The 20,837-nt window shown below is 68.5% G+C and carries 15 protein-coding genes; 12 read left to right on the forward strand and 3 right to left on the reverse strand.

Annotated elements, in window-relative coordinates; translation table 11 throughout:
* From LCHO_RS13085 to LCHO_RS13125, 9 genes are read left to right on the forward strand one after another with little or no spacing between them, the layout of a single operon-like run.
* Positions 1-1,743, forward strand: coding sequence for a GspE/PulE family protein (locus LCHO_RS13085; protein ID WP_012347635.1), 1,743 nt, complete (start codon positions 1-3; stop codon positions 1,741-1,743).
* Positions 1,721-2,491 (forward strand): hypothetical protein, encoded by a 771-nt coding sequence (locus tag LCHO_RS13090; RefSeq protein WP_012347636.1) that lies wholly within the window; start codon positions 1,721-1,723, stop codon positions 2,489-2,491. The genes LCHO_RS13085 and LCHO_RS13090 overlap by 23 nt, the downstream gene beginning before the upstream one ends.
* A complete protein-coding gene (locus LCHO_RS13095) occupies positions 2,488-3,093 on the forward strand; it encodes a fimbrial assembly (protein WP_012347637.1) in 606 nt (201 codons plus the stop codon). Before LCHO_RS13090 ends, LCHO_RS13095 begins: the two co-directional genes overlap by 4 nt.
* Positions 3,090-3,671: a GspMb/PilO family protein gene (locus LCHO_RS13100; RefSeq protein WP_012347638.1), complete on the forward strand. Its 582-nt coding sequence runs from the start codon at positions 3,090-3,092 to the stop codon at positions 3,669-3,671. Before LCHO_RS13095 ends, LCHO_RS13100 begins: the two co-directional genes overlap by 4 nt.
* A gap of 55 nt (positions 3,672-3,726) precedes the next feature.
* Positions 3,727-4,320 (forward strand): hypothetical protein, encoded by a 594-nt coding sequence (locus tag LCHO_RS22250; RefSeq protein WP_012347639.1) that lies wholly within the window; start codon positions 3,727-3,729, stop codon positions 4,318-4,320.
* Positions 4,317-6,305 (forward strand): secretin N-terminal domain-containing protein, encoded by a 1,989-nt coding sequence (locus tag LCHO_RS13110; protein ID WP_012347640.1) that lies wholly within the window; start codon positions 4,317-4,319, stop codon positions 6,303-6,305. The genes LCHO_RS22250 and LCHO_RS13110 overlap by 4 nt, the downstream gene beginning before the upstream one ends.
* Position 6,306: 1 nt before the next feature.
* Positions 6,307-6,804 (forward strand): type II secretion system protein, encoded by a 498-nt coding sequence (locus tag LCHO_RS13115; protein WP_338033616.1) that lies wholly within the window; start codon positions 6,307-6,309, stop codon positions 6,802-6,804.
* 5 nt (positions 6,805-6,809) lie between these two features.
* Positions 6,810-7,352: a type II secretion system protein gene (locus tag LCHO_RS23975; RefSeq protein WP_420805682.1), complete on the forward strand. Its 543-nt coding sequence runs from the start codon at positions 6,810-6,812 to the stop codon at positions 7,350-7,352.
* Between the two features lie 32 nt (positions 7,353-7,384).
* Positions 7,385-7,951, forward strand: a complete 567-nt coding sequence (locus LCHO_RS13125) for a type II secretion system protein (RefSeq protein WP_012347643.1) — start codon at positions 7,385-7,387, stop codon at positions 7,949-7,951.
* Here LCHO_RS13125 and LCHO_RS13130 read toward each other — a convergent pair.
* From LCHO_RS13130 to LCHO_RS13140, 3 genes are all read right to left on the reverse strand, one after another.
* Entirely contained in the window at positions 7,840-9,399 is a 1,560-nt protein-coding gene (locus tag LCHO_RS13130) for an ATP-binding protein (RefSeq protein ID WP_012347644.1), read from the reverse strand. The genes LCHO_RS13125 and LCHO_RS13130 overlap by 112 nt on opposite strands.
* 3 nt (positions 9,400-9,402) lie before the next feature.
* Positions 9,403-10,122 (reverse strand): winged helix-turn-helix domain-containing protein, encoded by a 720-nt coding sequence (locus LCHO_RS13135; protein ID WP_012347645.1) that lies wholly within the window; start codon positions 10,120-10,122, stop codon positions 9,403-9,405.
* A gap of 220 nt (positions 10,123-10,342) precedes the next feature.
* The gene (locus LCHO_RS13140) at positions 10,343-15,052 is read right to left on the reverse strand and encodes a cupredoxin domain-containing protein (protein ID WP_012347646.1); all 4,710 of its coding nucleotides are present in this window, start codon (positions 15,050-15,052) and stop codon (positions 10,343-10,345) included.
* A 508-nt stretch (positions 15,053-15,560) separates the two neighbouring features.
* Here LCHO_RS13140 and LCHO_RS13145 point away from each other — a divergent pair.
* The 3 genes from LCHO_RS13145 to LCHO_RS13155 are packed head-to-tail and all read left to right on the forward strand — an operon-like array spanning position 15,561 to position 20,438.
* The gene (locus tag LCHO_RS13145) at positions 15,561-17,468 is read left to right on the forward strand and encodes a YncE family protein (RefSeq protein ID WP_150105471.1); all 1,908 of its coding nucleotides are present in this window, start codon (positions 15,561-15,563) and stop codon (positions 17,466-17,468) included.
* Between the two features lie 37 nt (positions 17,469-17,505).
* Positions 17,506-18,783: an SCO family protein gene (locus LCHO_RS22255; protein ID WP_012347648.1), complete on the forward strand. Its 1,278-nt coding sequence runs from the start codon at positions 17,506-17,508 to the stop codon at positions 18,781-18,783.
* A complete protein-coding gene (locus LCHO_RS13155) occupies positions 18,783-20,438 on the forward strand; it encodes an ABC transporter substrate-binding protein (protein ID WP_012347649.1) in 1,656 nt (551 codons plus the stop codon). The genes LCHO_RS22255 and LCHO_RS13155 overlap by 1 nt, the downstream gene beginning before the upstream one ends.
* Positions 20,439-20,837: the final 399 nt, after the last annotated feature.

Below are 20,837 nucleotides of genomic sequence, written 5' to 3' on the forward strand. Positions count from 1 at the left end.
ATGGAAACCCAACGAGATCCGGCCGACAGCGAGCCCGCCTACGCGATCGAGGACTCCGGCTCCGAGCTGATGCAGGAGCAGGTCAACACGGTCCAGCAGCGCCTGCTCGAACGCTTCGAGGCCGAATCGCAGATCAGCTCGCAAGCCCATGCGCCGGTGCGCGAGGCGGCCTTCCGGCGCTGGCTCGGCGAGGCCAGCGGCATGCTGCTGGGCGACCTGCGCCAGGCGCGCACCGAGCTGGCCGACTTCGGCCTGATCCCGTTCGCACAGGGCCAGCGGCGCCTGTGCGTGGCCCTGCGCCGTGCCGACCACGCCATCGACCTGGTGCTGGCCGACCCGTTCGACCGCGGCATCCGGCTGTGGATCGAATCGCGCCTGCGTGAAGCCGGCCACCCGCGCACCCGCTGGTACGTCGCCACCACCGGCGACGTGCAGGCCTTCTACGCCCGGCTCGAACGCGAGACCCGCGCGCTGCAGGCCGAAACCGGCGGCATCAGCGACAGCGCCGGCAGCGACAGCGGCACGCTCGAACTCTCGCTGGCGCAGATCAGTGCCGACGAGAGCCCGGTGGTGCGCTTCCTCAACGGCACGCTCTACGACGCGCTGCAGGCGCAGGCCAGCGACATCCACCTCGAGTGCGGCCCGCGCGGCCTGGTCGTCAAGTACCGGCTCGACGGCGTGCTGCAGAGCGTCAGCCGCCCCGAGGGCAAGGAGTTCGCCGATCGCGTGATCTCGCGCCTGAAGGTGCTGGCCGACCTCGACATCTCCGAGCGCCGCGTGCCGCAGGACGGCCGGCTCAAGCTCAGCCGCGCCGGCCGCGAGATCGACGTGCGGGTCTCGATCATGCCCAGCAGCTACGGCGAGGACGCGGTGCTGCGGATCCTCGACCGCTACCAGCTGGCGGCCGACCAGACCCTGTCGGTCGACCACCTCGGCTTCGACGCCCACGCCGCCGCCTTCATCCGCCGGCTGGCGCAGATGCCCTACGGCCTGCTGCTCGTCACCGGCCCGACCGGCTCGGGCAAGACCACCACGCTGTACGGCGTGCTGTCGGAGATCCACACCGGCCAGGACAAGATGATCACCATCGAGGATCCGGTCGAGTACCAGCTGCCCGACGTGCTGCAGATCCCGGTCAACGAGGCCAAGGGGCTGACGTTTGCACGCGGCCTGCGCTCGATCCTGCGCCACGACCCGGACCGCATCATGGTGGGCGAAATGCGCGACGCCGAGACCGCCCAGATCGCCGTGCAGGCGGCGCTGACCGGCCACCAGGTCTATGCGACGGTGCACGCCAACAACGTCTTCGACGTCATCGGCCGGCTCGCCAGCATGGGCGTCGACCCCTACAACCTGGTCGCGGCGCTCAACGGCGTGGTGGCGCAGCGGCTGGTGCGGGTGATCTGCCCGCATTGCACCGAGCCGGAACGCCCGGCCGTCGACCTGCTGGTCGCCAGCGGCCTGAGCCCCGACGTGCTCGACCAGGGCTGGCGCTTCCAGCATGGCCGCGGCTGCAGCCATTGCCGCGGCACCGGCTACAAGGGCCGGCGCGCGATCGCCCAGACCATGGCGCTGGACATCGAACTCAAAAGCCTGATCGCCGAACGCGCCAGCCCGGCGCAGCTGCGCCGGGCCGCCGAAGAGCGCGGCCTCACCACCCTGCGCCACGCGGCGCTGGAGCTGGTGCGCGCCGGCACCACCACCCTGGAGGAAGCCAATCGTGTCACTGCGGTTCAAGAGTGAACTGCGCCTGGAGCTGCGCATGCGCAGCTGCCAGGCGGAGTTGCTGCCGCCCGGCTGGCAGACGCGCCCCGCGGCCGTGGCCAGCGGCACCGGCGAAGGCGCGTCGGCGCTCAACGCCGCGATGTCGGCGCTGCGTCTGGCCGATGTCGACGAACTGCCCGGCAAGGCCAGCCTGACGGTGGCCGACGAATACCTCTACTACCGCCTGATCGACGCCGACCTGAGCTGGTCCGAAGCGCTGCAGGAAGCAGTCGCCGCCTTCACCGAAGACCTCGGCCGCGACGACCTGCGGGTGCAGGTCATCCCGCTGAAGAACGGCCTGCGCTGGATCGCCGCGGCCGTGCCCGAGGCCGACGTGACCGCCTGGAGCGAATCGCTCGCGCTGGCCGGCGTGCGGCTGTCGCACCTGCACGGCGCGCTGGTCGAAGACCTGCGCCTGCTCGCCGGCCAGATCCCCGACGACGACGCCGTGATCGCGCTGCTGCGCGAGGAAGGCATGTCGCTCGTCAAGCTGCAGGACGGCGTGCCGGCCACGCTGGCCTGGGAGCGTTTCGACGCCAGCGATTCGGTCACGATGGAACAGCGCCTGCGCGCCTTCGTGCGTTCGGTGACCACGTCGGCCAACGCCGAATGCGTGGTCTACCTGCTGCCCGAAAGCAAGGCGCTGTGCCGCTACACCTGGGCCAACGGCCAGCAGACCGGCCTGGTTGCCGCGCCCCTCGACAGCATGGCGCGGAGCTCGACATGAAGCGCATCCACAGCCTCGACTTCATGCAGGCCAGGCCCACGCCCTGGCTGGGCTGGGCTGCGGCCGGCATCGGCCTGATCGTGCTGGCCGCCGTCGCCCTGCCGCTGCTGCCGCTGGTGCAGGACAACCAGATGCGCGCCGACGCCTTGCGCACCATCAGCCGCCAGACCCAGGAAGACAGCGCACAGGTGATCGTGCAGAGCCCGGCCGAGCGGCGCCGCCAGGCCCAGTCGCGCCGCTTGCTGCAGCAGCTCGACGCGCCCTGGAACGAACTCTTCGCCCTGCTCGAACAGCATGCCGATCCTCAGGTCGGGCTGCTGCGCATCGAGCCTGACGCCGGCAGCGGCCAGATCCGCCTGATGGCGATGTGCAAGGACCTCGGCGTGATGGCCACCTGGCTGCGCCGCCTCGAACAGGATCCGCGCCTGAGCGACGTGCAGATCGTGCAGCACCAGATCGAGGAGCTGGCGCCGGGTCGGCCGGTTCGATTCAACCTGGTGGCGCGCTGGCGCGGTGCACCCGCAGGCGGCAAGGTCGCCGCGGCGCGCCAGACCGCCGACCCGGTCGGCGCCGGACTCAGCCGCACAGGGGGCCAGCCATGAAGATCATCACCTCCGGCACGCCGCTGCGGCAATGGGCCGTGGCGTGGCAGCTGGCCCTCGGCCGCCCCGGCCTGCTGGGACTGGTCCTGGTGGCACTGGCCGTATATGCGGTCGTGGTGCAGGGCCCGGCCCTGCGCCAGGAGCAGCGCGAGCTGCTGGCCCGCCAGCAGGAGGCCGCGCGCGAGCCGGTCGTCAGCAAGCGGCGTCTCACGCCAGCCAGCACGGCGCCGCAGCTGCTCGACAGCCTGCCGTCGGCCAGCCAGCGTGGCGCCGACCTGGCCCGGCTGATCGAGATCTCGCGGCGCACCGAGGTCGAACTGACTCGCGGCGACTACAGCATCGAGAAGCTCAGCGCCAGCAACGAGCCCGGCGCGCAGCTCGACAACGTGTCGCAGTGGCGGCTGCAGCTGCCAGTGCGCGGCAGCTACAAGCAGCTGCGCCGCTTCATCGCCGAGCTGCTCAACAGCGTGCCGCACGCCGCGCTCGACGGCCTGCAGATCGACCGCCCCGACACCCAGCAACCCTGGCTCGAGACCACCCTGCGCGTGACCCTGTACTACCGCGGAGACGGTTCATGAGCGCGCCGGTCCGCCCCGAGGGCGAATACCGCGGTGCGCAGCACGGAGGTACCCAGTGAACGCGCAGAACCGCAAGACCCTGTTGTGGGGCACCGCCGCCGTCGTGACCGCCTGGGCCGGCTGGATCGTCTGGCGTGGCGACGAGGTGTCGCAGGCGGTCGTCGCACCGCGCGCCACGGCCGATCGCGCGCCGGCCCGGTCGCAGCGGCCGGTGACGGCGATCGATGCGGCGGCCGATGCGGTCGCGGTGTCGACATCCGCATCGGCACCCGCGTCAGGGCTGCCCGCCGGCGAGCGCCTGGCTGCCGATTCCGAACGCGACGCGTTCGGCACCCGCAACTGGCTGGCCCCGCCACCACCGCCGCCGAAGGCCGCGCCGGCGCCGATCGAAGTGGTCGCGGCGCCGGTTGCGCCGCCGCCACCGCCGCCGCCCACGCTGCCCTACCGGTTCGTGGGCATGCTCGCCGGCGAGCCGGCTGGCCGGCCGCAGGTGTTCCTGGCGCTGGGTGACAAGCTGCTCGTCGCTGCGCCCGGTGATGTGCTCGACGGCGGCTTCCGCCTCGAGACCATCCGCAACACCGAACTCGTCTTCACCCATGTCCAGCAAGGCCTGACCGTGCGCATGCCCCTATCCGGAGTTCCTTCGTGAACCGATCCATTCGCCGCCCCCTGACCTGGCTCAGCCTGGCCTGCGTCACCCTGTTGTCGGCCTGCGCCGCGCAGCGGGTGCATGACAACGGTCTCTCCGACGTCGCCAACGGCCGCACCGAACAAGGCCTTCAGCAGCTGCGCGAAGCGGCCGACCTGGAGCCCAGCAACGCCCGCTACCGGCTCGACTACCTGTCCCAGCGCGCCCTCGCCACCCAGCAGCTCAACAGCCGCGGCGACGACGCCCGCCTGGCCGGCAAGGCCGACGAGGCGCAGCGCCACTACCGCGCGACGCTGGCGCTGGACCCGAGCAACGAACGCGCCCTGCGTGGCCTGCAGATGCTGCAGGACCTGCGCCGGGTGGCGGCGGTCAAGCAGCAGGTCGAAGACAGCCTGCAGGCCAAGCTGCCCGATCAGGCACTGGAGCAGCTGCGTCGCGCCCAGCGCGAACTGCCGAACCAGCCCGAGCTGCAGCAGCTGGCTCGCCGCATCGAAGAGCAGACCGAAGCCGAGCGGATCGAGCGCGAGCGCAAGGCCGGCCTCGAAGCGGCCTTCAAGCGGCCGGTCACGCTGCAGTTCCGCGACGCCAACGTGAAGATGGTGTTCGAGGCCCTCTCGCGCACCGCCAACATCAACATCATCCTCGACCGCGACGTGCGCGCCGACCTGCGCACCACGATCTACGTGCAGAACGCGTCGGTCGAGGACACGCTCGACCTGATCCTGCTGCAGAACCAGCTCGACCGCCGGGTGCTCAACGGCAACACGATCTTCGTCTACCCGGCCACCCCGGCCAAGCAGCGCGAGTACAACGAGCTGAAGGTGCGCACCTTCCAGCTCAGCAACATCGAGGCCGCGCAGATGGCCACGATCATCAAGACGATGCTCAAGACGCGCGACGTCGTCACCGATGCCAAGAGCAACTCGCTGGTGATGCGCGACACCGCAGCCTCCATCGCGGTGGCCGAGAAACTGATCGCCGCCAACGACGTGCCGGATCCCGAGGTGGTGCTCGAGGTGCAGGTGCTCGAGGTGTCGTCCGACCGGCTCTCCAACATCGGCCTGCGTTTCCCGGACGCCTTCACCGTGGGCACGCCCAGCACCGCCACCACGGTGGGCGACCTGCGCGCGCTCACCAGCGACAACCTGACCGCCAGCTCGCTGAGCCTGGGCCTGAACCTGCTGCTGCAGGACACCGACACCAACATCCTCGCCAGCCCGCGCATCCGCGCACGCAACAAGGAAAAGGCCCGCATCCTGGTGGGCGACAAGGTGCCGGTGATCACCAACCTGATCACGCCGCAGCAGAGCGGCCAGAGCTCGGTCATCACGGGCTCGATCCAGTACGTCGACGTCGGCATCAAGCTCGAGGTCGAGCCGCAGGTCTATGCCGACGGCGATGTCGGCATCAAGGTCAACCTCGAGGTCAGCAACATCGCCAAGACCATCACCACCTCGTCGGGCGTGGCCTACCAGATCGGCACCCGCAACGCGACCACCGCGCTGCGCCTGCACGACGGCGAGACGCAGATGATGGCCGGCCTGATCAACGACCAGGACCGCAGCACCGCCAGCAAGCTGCCCGGGCTGGGCCAGCTGCCGGTGATCGGCCGGCTCTTCACGTCGACCAACGCGAGCGGTGGCAAGAGCGAGATCGTGCTGTCGATCACGCCGCGCATCGTGCGGCCGCAGTCGACCCCCGAGGCGCGCCTGGGCGAGGTCTGGTCGGGCACCGAGAGTTCGGTGCGGGATCGGCCCCTGCGCATCGAACCGGTCGGTGCCATCCGCACCGGCACGTCGGGCGCGGCCGGTGCACCAACCGGTGGCGCGGCCGGCCAGCCTGCGCGTGTCCGACCGAGCGCGCCGGGCCGCCTGGGTCTGCCGGGACGCCCCGCCAACGCCCCGGTCAACACGCCGGCCCAGCCCGAAGCGGCCGCGCCGGGCAACGACGTGGATGCCGAGGAGCCGGCGACGCCGGAGAACTGACGTGACATCGGGACGGCCGATGCGCCGCGGCGCTCGCAGATCGGGTTTCACCCTGATCGAACTGGTCGTCACGCTGGCCCTGCTCGGCGTGCTGGCCATGCTGGCGGCGCCGATGGCCGAACTGGCGGTGCAGCGCAGCCGCGAGCAGGAGCTGCGGTTGGCGCTGCGCGACATCCGCAACGCGCTGGACCGCTACAAGCGCGCCGCCGACACCGGCCAGATCACCCGCCAGCCGGGCGACTCGGGCTACCCGCCCGATCTCGAGGTACTGGAATCCGGCGTCGACCTGATCGGCAGCGGCGAACGCAAGCGCCTCTACCTGCTGCGCCGCCTGCCGCGCGATCCGCTGGCCGACCCCAACCTGCCGGCCGCGCGCACCTGGGGGCTGCGCAGCTACAGCAGCCCGCCGGACGATCCACGTTCGGGCGAGGATGTCTTCGATGTCTATTCCAAGGACCCGGGCACCGGGCTGAACGGCGTGCCGTACCGACAATGGTGAAATTCATGGAACGCTCCCCCGCACGGGCACCCCGGACGAGCCGCAGGGGCGCGGCGCGTGGCTTCACGCTGATGGAACTGGTGGTCGTGATGACGGTGATCGGCCTGCTGCTCACGCTGGCCCTGCCGCGTTATCTCGACACCATCGACCGCGGCAAGGAGAAGGTGCTCGAGCGCAACCTGGCGCTGATGCGCGAGGCGATCGACCGCTATTACGGCGACCAGGGCCGCTATCCCGACCGGCTCGAGGACCTCGTCACCAAACGCTACCTGCGCGCGATCCCGCCCGACCCGTTCATCGAGAACGCGACCTGGGTCGTGATCGCACCGCCCGACCCCAGCCTGGGCGGCGTGATCGACGTCGACACCACCGGGAACGACCTGCAGGGCCGCCCGCGCAGCGCCCGCATGATCGCCCCGACCGAGGCATCCGAAGACGGCCAGGTCGCCGCCACGCCCGGCGGCGAGGCCACGCCGCGCAACCCGGCGCAGAGCGGCAGCCGGCAGACCGTCACCGTCAGCCCTGGCGGGGACGGATTCGGGCGCTGATCGGGCGTCCGCCTCCGCTGCACACCCCGACGATGCGCACCCACCACCGACCCGCACGCCTGAACGGCGCCACGCCACGCCCACGCGGCGCGGTGCTGCTGGGCTTCCTAATCCTGCTGGCGGCGACCGGCTGGACGCTGTCGCAATGGAGCCAGCGGGCGGTCGACGAGCGTCAGCGCGACAACGAGGCCGAGCTGCTGTGGGTCGGCGGGCAGTACCGCGCGGCCATCGAGTCGTACTTCAACGGCACGCCGATGGGCGTCAAGCAGCTGCCCTTGAAACTGGAAGACCTGATCGAGGACAAGCGCTTTCCCAAACCGCGCCGCCACCTGCGCAAGGCCTACACCGATCCGATGACGCCGGGCAAGCCGCTCGAACTGCTGATGCAGGGCCGGCAGATCATCGGCGTGCGCAGCACCTCGGGCGGCGAGCCGTTCCGGCGCAGCGGCTTCGAGGCCGGCGAGGAGAAATTCGCCGACGCCGTCACCTACGGCGACTGGCGGTTCGTGGCCAACGTGCGCAGCGTCGCGTCACCGGGCGCGGCCAGCGCACCGGCGGCAGCCGGTGCGTCGGCACCGGTGACGGGCGCACAGCCCTGAGGCCGTGCCGGCGCGCTCGCCGGCATCCAGCCGATTCGCACCCGCAAACCGCCGAGCGTCGGCGAACGGTCGACCTGCACCACCAGATCCAGTGCCGCCGCGATCCGGCGCACGATCGACCAGCCCAGGCCGCTGCCTGACGCGTCGTTCAGGCGCGCCCTGAAAAACCGCTCGCCCAGGCGCTGCAGCAGGGGCGGTGACAGACCCGGTCCGCTGTCCTCGACGCTGACCCACAGCCGGCCCTGCGCATCGACAGCCTCGAACGTGACCTGGACGGTCGACATCGGCGGGCTGTAGCGCAAGGCGTTGTCGATCAGGTTGCGCAGCAGTGCGCTGACAAGCACCGGGTCGGCCGCCATCAGCCAGGACCCGGGCAGGTCACCGGTTTCGAGCACCAGCTCATGACCGGACTCGAACGCCTTGCTGGCCAGTTCGACGACTTCTTCGCGCGCCACCACCAGCACGTCGCTCACCTTGGACGGCGTGTTCGGCGCCCGCGCGCCTTCGAGCCGGGCCAGCTGCAGCAGCTGGTCGACCAGGTGGGCTGCGTGGTCGCAGCCGGCGAGCGTGCCGTGCAGGGCCTGGCGGCGCTGCGCGTCATCGGACACCTCGAGTGCGGCCTGCGCCTGCGCCCGGATGCCCGCGATCGGCGTGCGCAGTTCGTGCGCCGCATCGGAGGTGAAGCGGCGCTCGGATTCGAGCGAACTTTCCATGCGGATGAAGAGCTGGTTCAGCGCCGCGATCAGCGGCGCCAGCTCGCGCGGCGAGTCCTCGATGGCGATCGGATCGAGTGCATCAGGTTTGCGAGCGCTCACTTGAGATCCCAATCGAACCACCGGAACCAGCCCCTGGCGCACCGCCAGCCAGATCGCCAGCGCGACCAGCGGCAGCCCGGCGAGCATCGGCACCCAAGTGTCGCGCAGGATGGAACTCATGATCTCCACGCGCGCCTCGCGCGACTCGCCCATGATCACGTAGGAATCGGGCCGGATCGCCGGGGCGGTGTAGACCCGCCAGGCCACGCCCTTGACGACGGTGTCCGAAAAGCCGGGCTTGAGCTCGGCCAGCGGCTCGTTGGGCGCATCGGACGAACGCAGCAGCAGCTGACCCTGATACCAGACCTGGAAGACCGCCTTGGTGGCGTAGCGATGCAGCGCGAGTTCGGCATCCGTGCTGCCGGACCAGCTGGGTGGCGCACCGGGCGGCGCGTGGTCAGGGGTCGTGATGTGATCGACGCCGAGCATCTCGTCGAACTCGTGGTCCTGCACCTGCAGCGCCATCAGCAGCGCCATGCCCTGGGCCAGATGGCCATCCAGCAGATCGTCGACCTGCTGGCTCAGGTTGTACCAGGCATAACTGGCGACACCCAGCCACAGGACCAGCACGGCACCGAGCACACGCCACTGCAGGCCGTGCTGGAGCGACCAGGCGCGTACAGGCTTGTGCATCGGTCAGTCCATCGGCTGGGCCAGAGGGCCGGCCTGTGCGGCATCGAGCGGCGCCTCGCTCGACGGCGGCGGCGCAAATGCGTAACCGACGCCGCGCACGGTGCGGATGCGCTGGTTGCCGAGCTTGCGCCGCAGGTGGTGGACGTGCACCTCGACCGTGTTGCTGCCGACCTCCTCGCCCCAGCCGTAGAGGTGGTTCTCGAGCTGTTCGCGGGTCAGGACCCGGCCCGGCCGAAGCATCAGCGCGTGCAGCAGGTCGAACTCGCGGGTCGACAGCTTGATCGGATCGCCGTCGAGCCTGACCTCGCGGGCACCGGGATCGAGATCGACGCCGTTGACGCTGATCAGGTCCTGCACCTGACCGTGCGAGCGGCGCACCAGGGCACGCAGCCGTGCGGCCAGTTCGTGCAGGTCGATCGGCTTGACGACATAGTCGTCGGCACCGGCATCGAGGGTCTCGATGCGCTGGGGCACGGCATCACGGGCGGTCAGCACCAGCACCGGTGTCTTGACGCCACGCCGACGCACCGCCTGCAGCACGTCGAGACCATCGATGCGCGGCAGGCCGAGATCCAGCACGGCGGCGGTATAGCTCTGGTTGGAGAGTTCGCGCTCGGCCGCCACCCCGTCGCGCACCCAGTCGACCTGGAAGCCCAGGGCACGCAGGCCAGCGCGCAATCCATCGCCCAGCAGGGCATCGTCTTCAGCAAGCAAAAGGCGCATGTGATCCACATCCTTCAGGTGAATTCAGGATATCGCAGCCTCCAGGCGCCTGGCCGGCACGACACACTTTTGCGGGGCCTCTTTGCTTAACAGCCACTTAAAGCGGCTGCTCGACGCTTGCCGGATCGGATCCGGAAAAAAAACACCCGACGCGAGGGTCGGGTGTCCGGATCGGATCGAGTCCGCTTTCAGGCGGGCCCGACGGGGCCCGCGTCGCTCGTCATTGCACCTTGAACAGACCCCACAGGCCGGTGTTCACGAACTGCGTCGGGCCGTCACGGTAATGCCAGTAGCCCTTCTTCGCGCCACCGTAGAGGTCGGCCGTGACCGCCTTGCCCGGGGCGATGAGGCTGGCGCCGGTGGCCAGGAAATTGTCCATGCCCAGATCGGCATAGCTGTGCCCGATGACGCGGAAGCTGTGCTGGCGGGCACGGCCATCGGCCTGCAGGACACGGAAGCGCACGGCGTCACCCGCCTTGGCCTCGAACACCGGGGTCTCCACCGGCAGACCCCGCAGGTCGGCGGGCAGTCGGCTGTCGTTGTCGACCATCAGCGTCGGCTGCAGCACGCAGGGGTTGATGTCACCCGAGATCACCAGCGCCTCGGTGCAGTTGCCACCCGACATCTGCGCGGTGTAGTCGATGCGTGACCACAGCGGCTCGGTGCGGTAGTTCAGCGCACGCTCGCCCAGATCGTACGAATCGTCACCCACCCAGTGCTGGCGGATCTCGTTGGCCGCGGGGCCATCCTTGCGCAGGTTCAGGCCGTCCTGGTAGTGCAGCACGAACTCCTTGAACTTCTTGGCACCCGTGCGGATCGTCGCCGTGGTCGACGTCGCAGCGCCCACCATCGACGTGTTGGCGGCGTTCCACCAGGTCGAGTTCTGCGGCTCGACGATCAGCGAACCGATCAGACCCTGAGCGCCCTGCTTGACCACGTCGCTCATGGCGCGCAGCGGCACGGTGCCGAACTCGATCGGCTGACCGATGTCGAGCATGCCGAGCACGGCGTCCTCAGTCTTGATGCGGCCGGCGTACCAGGTGTAGCTCTTGGTCTGGCCCGGAGCAGCGAGCTGCTCGGGGTTGAGGCCGACGTTGGCGCCATCGCTGGTGCGGGGGTCGAAGCTCAGCACGCCGGCGTGCATGCCGACGTACTTGGAGGGCTTCAAGTGATCGGCATTGAGCGTCACGGTCCTGGGCATCTCCGCATCACCCGGCAGATCGGGCACCGGCAGGTTGGCCGGCAGCTTGTTGGTCAGGTTGACGATGATGCACTCGCCTGCATTGGCGCGCATGACCAGCGGTTCGGGCGCCTTGACGCCGGCCCGCAAGGCCGCCACGTCGCCGGCGTGCACGTACATCAGCGCGGTCGGATCGGTGATGCCGGCGCGCTTGTTGTAGACCAGGGTCTTGCCCGGCAACAGGTCACGTGCGGCCCAGACCTGCACGTTGTAGGTGCGCTGCTTCGAGTTGAACGGGCAGCTGTTGGCCGACAGCAGCGACTGGATCAGCTTGTTCACGCCCGACGTCTCGGCCGTCACCGTCTCTTCGAGCGGCTGCAGGATGTTAGACAGCACCTGCTTGCTCACCGGGTCGACCGAGCCGGGCTTGTCGTAGGCACGCAGGATGCCCCAGGCACCGTTCCACAGCGCGTCGGTCGTGCCGTAGTGGTAGAGGTAGTCGCGCTGGGCCTCGGCGGAGCTCACCTTGGCCAGCTTGCCGGTGTTGATCTCGAAGTGCTCCGAGATGCCGATTTCCTGGGCACCCACCCAGGTGGACGTGTTGTCGCTGACCTCGCGGCGCCAGCGGTGACCGTGCAGCGTGAAGACCTGCTGGACTTCCTGTGCACCGTGGATCAGCTTGAGCTGCACCCGCTCGCCTTCGTAGGCCTTGAGCACCGGCGTGAACGGGTCGCCGTGCACGCTGGAGCTGAAGGCGAAGGCCTGGTCGCCACGCTTGTCGGTGTACAGCGTCGACGGGTCGCCATCGGCCGACAGGCGCAGCGGCAGCGGTTCGTTCTTGTAGTTGACGAGGTACGGATTGTGGTGACCGGCCGAGATCGCCTCGGGCCGGGCCGGCGGGTCGACCGGCTTGCCGCTCGAGGTGTAGAGCAGCGAGAAGTCGGCGCTTGCCAGCATGAACTCGCGGAAGTTCGGATGCGTCTTGCGATCGTCGGCGCCGCGGATGATGGCTTCCGGGCCAACGCCGGTGGTCAGCGGCTGACCGTCGGGCTTGAGCCACTTGCTGCCCTTGGGCTCGACCACCAGCGCGTTGTAGAAACCGTGCTGCTGGATCGACGAAGCGCCGAAGTGATCGTGCGTGAACACGGTGCGCAGGGTCTGGTCAGCACCGGTGCTGTCGAACACCGGATCGGCCCACCAGCGCTGGATGGTGGTCTGGTAGCCCAGATCGGCCGCGTGCGGCAGCACCGCGCTCGCGTTGCGGACGACTTCGGTCCCGTTCGGCCGCACGACCGTGACCGTGCCGAAGTGATGAGCCGCCTCGACGCGCTCCACCAGGGCCTCGCGGGCGAAGGTGCCGTCTTCGTAGTTCCAGCCGTTGCCGCCGCCGTCCGACGAGGTGACGTCGAACTTCACGAGGTGGATGTGCTGGCCGATGGTGTCGGTGGGCGTGCGAGCCTGGAAATCGTCGGCGGCCAGTTCGGCGGGCAGCCGGTTGGTGTGCTTGAAGACGATGCAGTCGCCCGAGTGGGCGCGGAAGAAGAACGGATCCGCCGGCCGGGAACGGCCTTCGTAGTCGGCCACTTCGCTCGACAGCACATTGATGCGTGCCTGCGGGTCGTGCCAGCCGGCCTTGTTGACCACCAGGTCGAGCTGGATGGCCGAGACCTCGTACTGGCGCACCGGCGCCGTGGCCGGGCACGGATCGGCAAACGGCGCACCCGGCTTGGCGGGCTGGCCGTTGACCTTGAAGACAGCCGGCGTGCCGTCCGGACGGGTCGTGCTGTGACCGGCGGCGTTGGCGTGGAAATTCATCGCCGCGCGCTCGAGCGTCGTGCCGGCATGCGGCAGCAGCTTGAGTTCAGCGGTCTTGAGCACCGACGACATGTCCGCCTCGGCCACACCGGCCCCCAGCACGCGCGTGCCCTGGGTGACCACATGGCGACCCAGACCGGTCACGCCGAGCTGGCTCTCGGCGGTCAGGTCGAGCGGCGGCTGGGGCGGACGATGGCCCGGCTGGCCCGGCACGAAGAACGGGAAACCCGGCGTGGCATTGGCGCCGTAGGTCGGCGTCGGTGCCATCGCCATGCCGCGGATCGGCACCACGGCGGGGCTGAACGCGCCGCCCTCGGTCGCACCGGTGAGGGGATCGGTGCCTTTGCCCAGTTCGCCGTCCGGCAGGCGGCGCGAGCCGTCCTCGAACACGTCATGGCCACGCCACAGGGCCCACATGCCCTGCGCGAAGTGCGGGTACATGTGGCAGTGGTAGATCGCGTCACCGACCGACAGGTTGCGGTTGCTGCCGTTGTAGGCGATGTCGTACGTCAGGGACTGGCGGGGGCTCAGGGTCTGGCTGTCAAGATAGGTCGCCTTGCCCTTGTTGGCGCCACTCTTGGAAAACCACTGGTTGGCGTGCAGGTGGAAGACGTGCGTTTCCTTGACGCCGGCCTGCATCGCGCGGATCTTGATCGGGTCGCCGATGTAGCTGTGATGGACGTTGCCCGGATCATCCGGATAGAGCTGCTGCGGACGGTTGTCGGCGTCGTACTTGACGACCATCGCCGGGTCACCGTTGGCCCACGACGTGAGGAAGAAATCCTCTAGCGCACATTCGGCGCAGTTGGCCGCCGGGCCCGTGCCCAGCCGGTTGGAGGCGACCATCGCGCCCAGTCCGCTGGCGCCGTAGTTGATGCCGAAACCGTCGCGCAGGCCGGCGCCGGCGCCGGTGTGGTCGAAGACCTCGCCATAGGCCTGCACCGTCTTGAGTTCGTCGTGGAAGATCGTCGTGAACTCGCGGAACCAGTTTTCGTTGGTGGCCGGATCGTTGTCCGTCACCACCGCGTAGTCCTGGACCACGGCATTCAGGTCGGTGTGCACCACCTCCCAGCGGTTGCCGCCCATGCTCTGATGCATGTTCAGCAGCGGCGCGCCCACCTTGCCGGTCAGGTAGCCGGTGGTGTCGACGGCGTCGTAGTTGATCACGCCGTTCACGCGCACGGCCGCCATCACCTCCTTGGTCACTTCGCCGCGGTAGACGTTGGCGCCGGTCGGCTCGACCGTGACGGTGCCGAACAGGCCGAGCACGGTCGAACCACCGTCGCCCTCGCCACCCGCGGGGGCGGCGTTGTCATGGAACAGGTGACCGCCTTCGCGCTCGAGCAGCAGTCGATACGTGATCGACTGACCCGGTGCGATGCCCGAGATGCCGGTGATACGCGGATCCCAGGTGTTGTAGCCCGGCGCGGAAATGTCATGCGTCAGGCCGTTGAACATCATCGACGCGTCACGCGTGGCCGGACGACTGAAGCCGTTCAGCACCTCGACCTCGGCAACGCCGCCGGGCTCGATCTCGCCGGCCTCGGCGCCTGCAGCCTCGGGCGCTTCGACCTCGGCAAACGGATCGTTGCCCGGCGTGCCGGGAGCGCTGTCGCACAGCAGGTTGGTGAAATTCACCTCCAGCTTGTCGCCGATGTTGCCGCGGATGACCAGCGGACGCGGACGCTTGTCGGAGCGCAGCGCCACGCGGCAGGGCTTGGCCTCGACGCCGGGCTGGTCGAGTGTCTTGCCGGTGTCGAGATCGACCACGTCGCGCTTGAGCGCGTAGATCATGCCGTAGGGGTTGAACGACCCGTAGCGGTTGTAGACGATCGACTGGTCGAGCGCGACCACGTCGGCGACCACCGTACCGGCCGGGCGCGCCAGCGCCACGGTCGGCCAAGCCGCGCTGAGAGCCAGAGCCAGCACACCCATTGCGCCCGGCCCTGACACCGACAACAGATTCTTCTTCGACTTCACATACACCCCGACATAAAACGTCGCTGGTAAACCAGCCATGCCACTGGACCGAGACAAGCCCCAAAAAGCACTCACCTTTTGGTACACGGTTTTGATTGAATTCAGTATCGCTTAATCATTCAACCTGAAACAACTGACACCCCAGAGCTACGGGGGCACCGGATCAAAGGCTGAACGCACGCTGAATAAAGACGACCCCATCCTCGACTGGCGCCCACCCCTGGTAGCGCGTCCGAAGCTGATAATCAATGAAAATCAACAACTTGTGAAAACTTCGTCGCATCAGGAAGTCACAGCCAAGCAGCCAAAGTATGGACAGCGTTGAATCAGCAACGGCAAGATCACACACTCAAGTAACGAGTCCGATACAGATCGGCCTTCAGAAAAGAAGATGAATCAGGCCAAAACCGCCGTTCGTGACATAAGTCACGCTTCATACCAAGACACAAGCAAAGCCGTAATCGTGAAAACTTGGCTGCTCAAGTGCCTCGGCGTTCTGGCGCTTGTTGCGCCGGGTGCACACGCCGGAGACGTGCTGCCGCTGGTTCAACAATCGGTTCAGGCCGGCGTGCGGGCCGAGCTCTCGCTGTCGGCCGAGCAGGCCGGCCTCGCGCCGGTCGGCAAACCGGTCAAGATTGCCCTGACGTTGACCGACGAGCTCAGCGGCACGCCGCTGCGAGGCCTGCGACCGCGCATGTGGATGAGCCGCCAGGGCGCCGACAAGGCCGAGCCCTGCAAGACCCAGATCCGCCGTTTTGCCAGCGGCCGCCTGGCTCAGCGTGCCGATCGCGACCTGAACAGCTTCCAGCTTCTGACGCTCAACGCGGACGCCAGCGTCTCGGTGATCAATCCGCTGCTGCAGCTCAACAACACCAAGCTCGAAGCGCTGATCCCGTTGCCGGGCGTGGGCACCGACTGGGTTCATGCCCGCGGCATGGACCGGCTGTTCGTGACGCTCGCCGACCGTGGCGAACTGGCCGTGGTCGATCTGGGCACGCAGAAGCTGGCCAAGGTGATCGCGCTCGGCAGTGGCAAACCCAGGCGGCTCGCGATCAGCCCGGATGAATCGACCGTCTGGGTCGCGATGGACGACGCAGACCGGCTGATTTCGGTCGATGCCAACACCCTCGAACGCAAGGCCGACCTGCCGATCGGCGCGGGCAGCCATGCCCTCGTCATCAGCGACGACGGCCAGCGCCTGGCCGTCACCAGCAGCGGCGCCGATCAGGTCAGCGTGATCGATGCGCGCGAGGGCCGCGTGATCGCCAGCGTCAAGGTACCGGGCACGCCGCTGCCGCTGACGTACAGCGCGCTGTCGCGGCGCGCTTACGTCGGCAGCCTCAACGCCCCGAGCCTGACCGTGATCGACCTGGATGACGGCCGCGTGGTCAAGCGCGTCGACGTGCCACGGCCCATCAGCGCCCTGCGTGCCGACCCGAGCGGGCGCCATGTGCTGGGCGTCAACACGGCCGGCAGCCTGCTGATGGCGTTCGACGCGGCCAGCGGTTCGCTGGTGGCGCAGTCCCAGGTCGTGGCACAGCCCGACCAGATCGCCTTCACGCAGCGTTTTGCGTTCATCCGCGGCCTGGGCAGCCTGTCGGTCCAGATGGTGGAACTGCGCTCCCTCGACGAAGGACGGCTGGCGCTGAGCGAATTGCCGGTGTTCCAGAAACTGCCCAACCAGATGCCCGAACACGTCGGCCCCGCCGACCTGATGGCCGCCGGCCCCGAGCCCGGCACCATGCTGCTGGGCAGTGCCACGGACACCGCACTCTATTACTACACCGAGGGCATGATGGCGCCGCAGGGCACCTACGCGACCTACAGCCGGGCCGCACGCGCCGTGCGCGTGATCGACCGCAGCCTGAAAGAAACCGCCCCCGGCGTCTACACCGGCAGCATCAAGCTCGACCGCGGCGGACGCTACAGCCTGCCGCTGCTGCTGGAGCAGCCGCGACTGGCGCACTGTTATGCACTGGCGATCGACGAAACCGGCACCACCGCGGATGGCCGCAGGCTCAACGTCGCCTACCAATGGCCCGAGGCGGCGGACATCCGCACCGGTCGCGACTGGGAACTGCAGATCCGCCTGACCGATGCCCAGAGCGGTGCGGCGGTCACTGGCGTGCGTGACCTGCAGTTGATGGTGCTCGAGCGCCCCGGCCTGTCGCAACAGCGTCAGTTCGCGCAGGAACGGGAGCCCGGCGTCTACGTGGTGCGTCAACGCTTCCCGCGCCCGGGCGTCTGGCGCCTGATGGTGCAATCGGTGAGCCAGCGCCTGAGCTTCGATCGCTCGCCACTCCTTGATCAGGCGGTTCGCACGGCCGATATCCCGTCAGACACCAGCGCGGCGACCAATGCGCCCCGTTGACTGCCGACCATCCCCACACACTCGATCGACCCAGAGCATGCACCTGACCTCACGCACCGACCGCCGCAGCCCGCCCGGATCCAGCCCTCGCCAGATCAGGCACTCGGGCCTGCTGCGGCGCTGCGCGGCACGGGCTTTCGTGATCGGCGCCAGCCTGCTGGGCCTGGCGGCTGGCCAGGCCCAGGCGGCCCCGGCACAGCCCGCCGCCCGCTCGGCGGCGGCCGAAACCCAGACCCTGCGCCTGAACGTGCCGGACGTGCAGGTGCTCGACCAGAACGGCAAGCGCCGCTCCTTCTATCGTGACCTGGTCGCCGGCCGCACGGTGGCGATCAACTTCATCTTCACCTCCTGCACCTCGATCTGCTCGCCGCTGAGCGCGACCTTCAAGGCGATGCAGACCGAAGTGGCGCGGCAGGCCGGCGGCGATGTGCACTTCATTTCGGTCAGTGTCGATCCGCTGAGCGACACACCGGAAGAACTGAACAAGTTCGCGCGCAAGTTCGAGGCCGGCCCGGGCTGGACGTTCGTGACCGGCTCGCGCAAGTCGATCGACGCGATCCTGAAGGCCTACGACGTCTCGGCCGGTGACCCGAACGACCACTCGCCGATGATCTATCTGGGCCACGAACCGAGCAAGCGCTGGGTCCGCACCTACGGGCTGGCTTCGCCGCAGCAACTGGTCGAGCGGCTCACCGGGTTGTCCAAGGCCCCGTCGGCCACCGACGCCAAGGCCGCCACCCAGGCGTCCGCCGATGCCACCGCGGCGCAGATCGGCGCCATGCGGCAGATCGCCGCCCAGCAGGCCACCCGCGCGAGCGTGGTGTCCGCAGCCAGCGGCACACGCGGGGTCGACTACTTCACCAACCTGCCGCTGATGACGCAGGACCGACCGCGTGTGCGCTTCTACGACGACCTGATCCGCGGCCGAGTGGTGCTGATCACGTCGTTCTACACGAGCTGCAAGGACGTCTGCTCGCCGGTGAGTTTCAACCTCGCCAAGGTCCAGGAACTGCTGGCGCAGGAAGTGGACACGCCGGTGCAGCTGATCTCGATCAGCACCGACTCCGGCATCGACACGCCCGAGGTGCTGCGCGACTTTGCGCGCCGCCACAACGCGCAGCCGGGCTGGTCGTTCGTGACCGGCAAGAAGGAAAACGTCGACTGGGTGCTGCACAAGCTGGGCCTGTACAACGAAAAGCCCGAGCAGCACACCGCCGTGCTCTGGGTCGGCAACGATCGCACCGGCGCCTGGCTGAAGCTGCACGCGCTGGCACCGCCGCAGGCCATCCTTGAGGCCGTGCGCAAGGTTCTTTGATGGCGCCGATGCCGCCACGGCACACCGCGCTGCGCCGCGCCCTCGCCCCGTGCGTGCTGGGCCTGCTGATGCTGACCATCGGCGGCGGCGCCTGGGCCCAGCCCACCGATGAAGACGCTGCGCTGCGCAGCGGGCGAGCGATCTTTCACGACGGCATCAACCGCCAGGGTGGCGACGTGCTCGCGTCGGCGGGCAGCAATGTCGACCTGCAGGGCACCAAGGTGGCCTGTGCCCGCTGCCACGGCAGCGACGGCACCGGCAACCGCGAAGGCGGCCTGACGGCACCCGCGCTGCTGTGGACGGCACTCGGACAAGCTCGCCCCGCCAGTCCCGGACTGCTGCCGCGCTCGGCCTACACCGAAACGACGCTGTTGCGCGCCCTGCGCCAGGGGATCGATGCCGACGGACGCCCCTTGTCGTCGGCCATGCCGCGATTCACGCTGGCACCGCGCGACGAGGCGGACCTGCTGACCTATCTGCGCGTGCTGGGCAGCGCCGCCGATCGCGATCCCGGCATCGCAGATGACGAGATCGTGCTCGGCGGCGTGCTGCCGCTGAGCGGCCCGCAGGCCGACGCGGGCCGGGCAGCAGAGGCGGCGATCCGCGCCTGCATCGAACAAGGCAACCGCAGCGGCGGCGTGTTCGGCCGGCGCATCACCTGGCAGGCCCTGGACGCGGCCCGGCTGGCGCCGACCGAGATCGCCAAGCACCTGCAAGCACGGACGCTCGCCGTCATCGCGCCCTGGTGGAATGAACTCGGCAGCAACGAACTCGCTCTGCGACTGCCCGGCGTACCGGTGATCGGCCCGCTCGGCGCAGCAGCAGAACTCGAGGGCCAGAACGCCATGCTGTTTGCGGTGGTGCCGCAGTTGAGCGACCAGGTGCGGGTGCTGATCGACGCGTTTGCAGGCGGGGACCTCGATGCCGTGAAGCCGCCGACCGCGACGACACCCAGGATGCGGCGGCTGGCTGTGATCACACCCCCCGGCCCGCACCACCGCAGCGCGCAGCGGGCCAGCCAGCGCCAAGCCCTGAATCACCCGGAACTGGAGCTCGTGGTCTGGCAACCCATGCTCGGACGCTCGGAGGCGACCCTCAAGCGCGACGCCGTCTCCTGGCTGGCCCGGCAATCGGTCGATGCGGCCCTGGTCCTGGGTTCGCCCGACTGGATGCACGCGGTTGCCGCGGCGACCGACGCACCGGTCTCCGCGCCGCAAGACCTTTGGCAGGCGCCGCTCCTCCTGGGCACGTTCAGCGAACTGGGGCGGCGTGTACTCGATTGGCCACAGTCGATGCGCAGTCGCTTGCGCATGAGTCATGCGCAGCCGACTTCGCCCCCCCCGGATGCGGGGTCCCTGGGACGCTCGCTGGGCGACATCGGCGAGCAGGTGACGCACCCTTCCCTGCAGGGCGTTGCTTACGCAGCCTCCTGTCTGGCCGTGGAAGGGCTGCGGCGCACCGGGCGTGACGTGAGCCGGCAACGGCTGCGCACGGCCATCGAAGAGATCCGCGATTTCCGCACCGGAGTCCTGGGCCCGTTGAGCTACTCACGCTCGAACCACGTCGGCTCCCAGGGCAGCGCCATCGTGCGCGTCACGGCAGACGGCCGATCACTCGAACCGGTTCGCGCCTGGCGCACACCAGAGGCCTGGTGAGATTCAGTCTGGTTAACGGCCAGCCCGACCGGGACGGACCCCGAAGTTGCAAATACGCACTACATCGGGCGACGGCGTGCCAACTCTGTCACAAGACTTCGGGTGGATTACCGTTAAGCCTTCCTAAATGATGTTTTGCATCAAGAGGCAGATGGACACTCCGGATTCCTGAAGCAGTTGTTCAGGAATCCAAGCTTTCCGATCAATCTGATCAACCAAAAATGAGCCCCGGAAGACGCAGCAGGATCGCGCCCCGCGTCCGCTCGCGACTGATAGATCGCCCATAAATCATTGATTCGATTGAATTTATTCCAAAAAAATCGAAACAGAAAATCAATGCCACAAGCAACAGAAAACATCAAGATGCCGTTTACATTTCATAACCCAAGCTGAACAAGA

This window comes from Leptothrix cholodnii SP-6, from assembly GCF_000019785.1.
Lineage (GTDB): Bacteria > Pseudomonadota > Gammaproteobacteria > Burkholderiales > Burkholderiaceae_C > Sphaerotilus > Sphaerotilus cholodnii.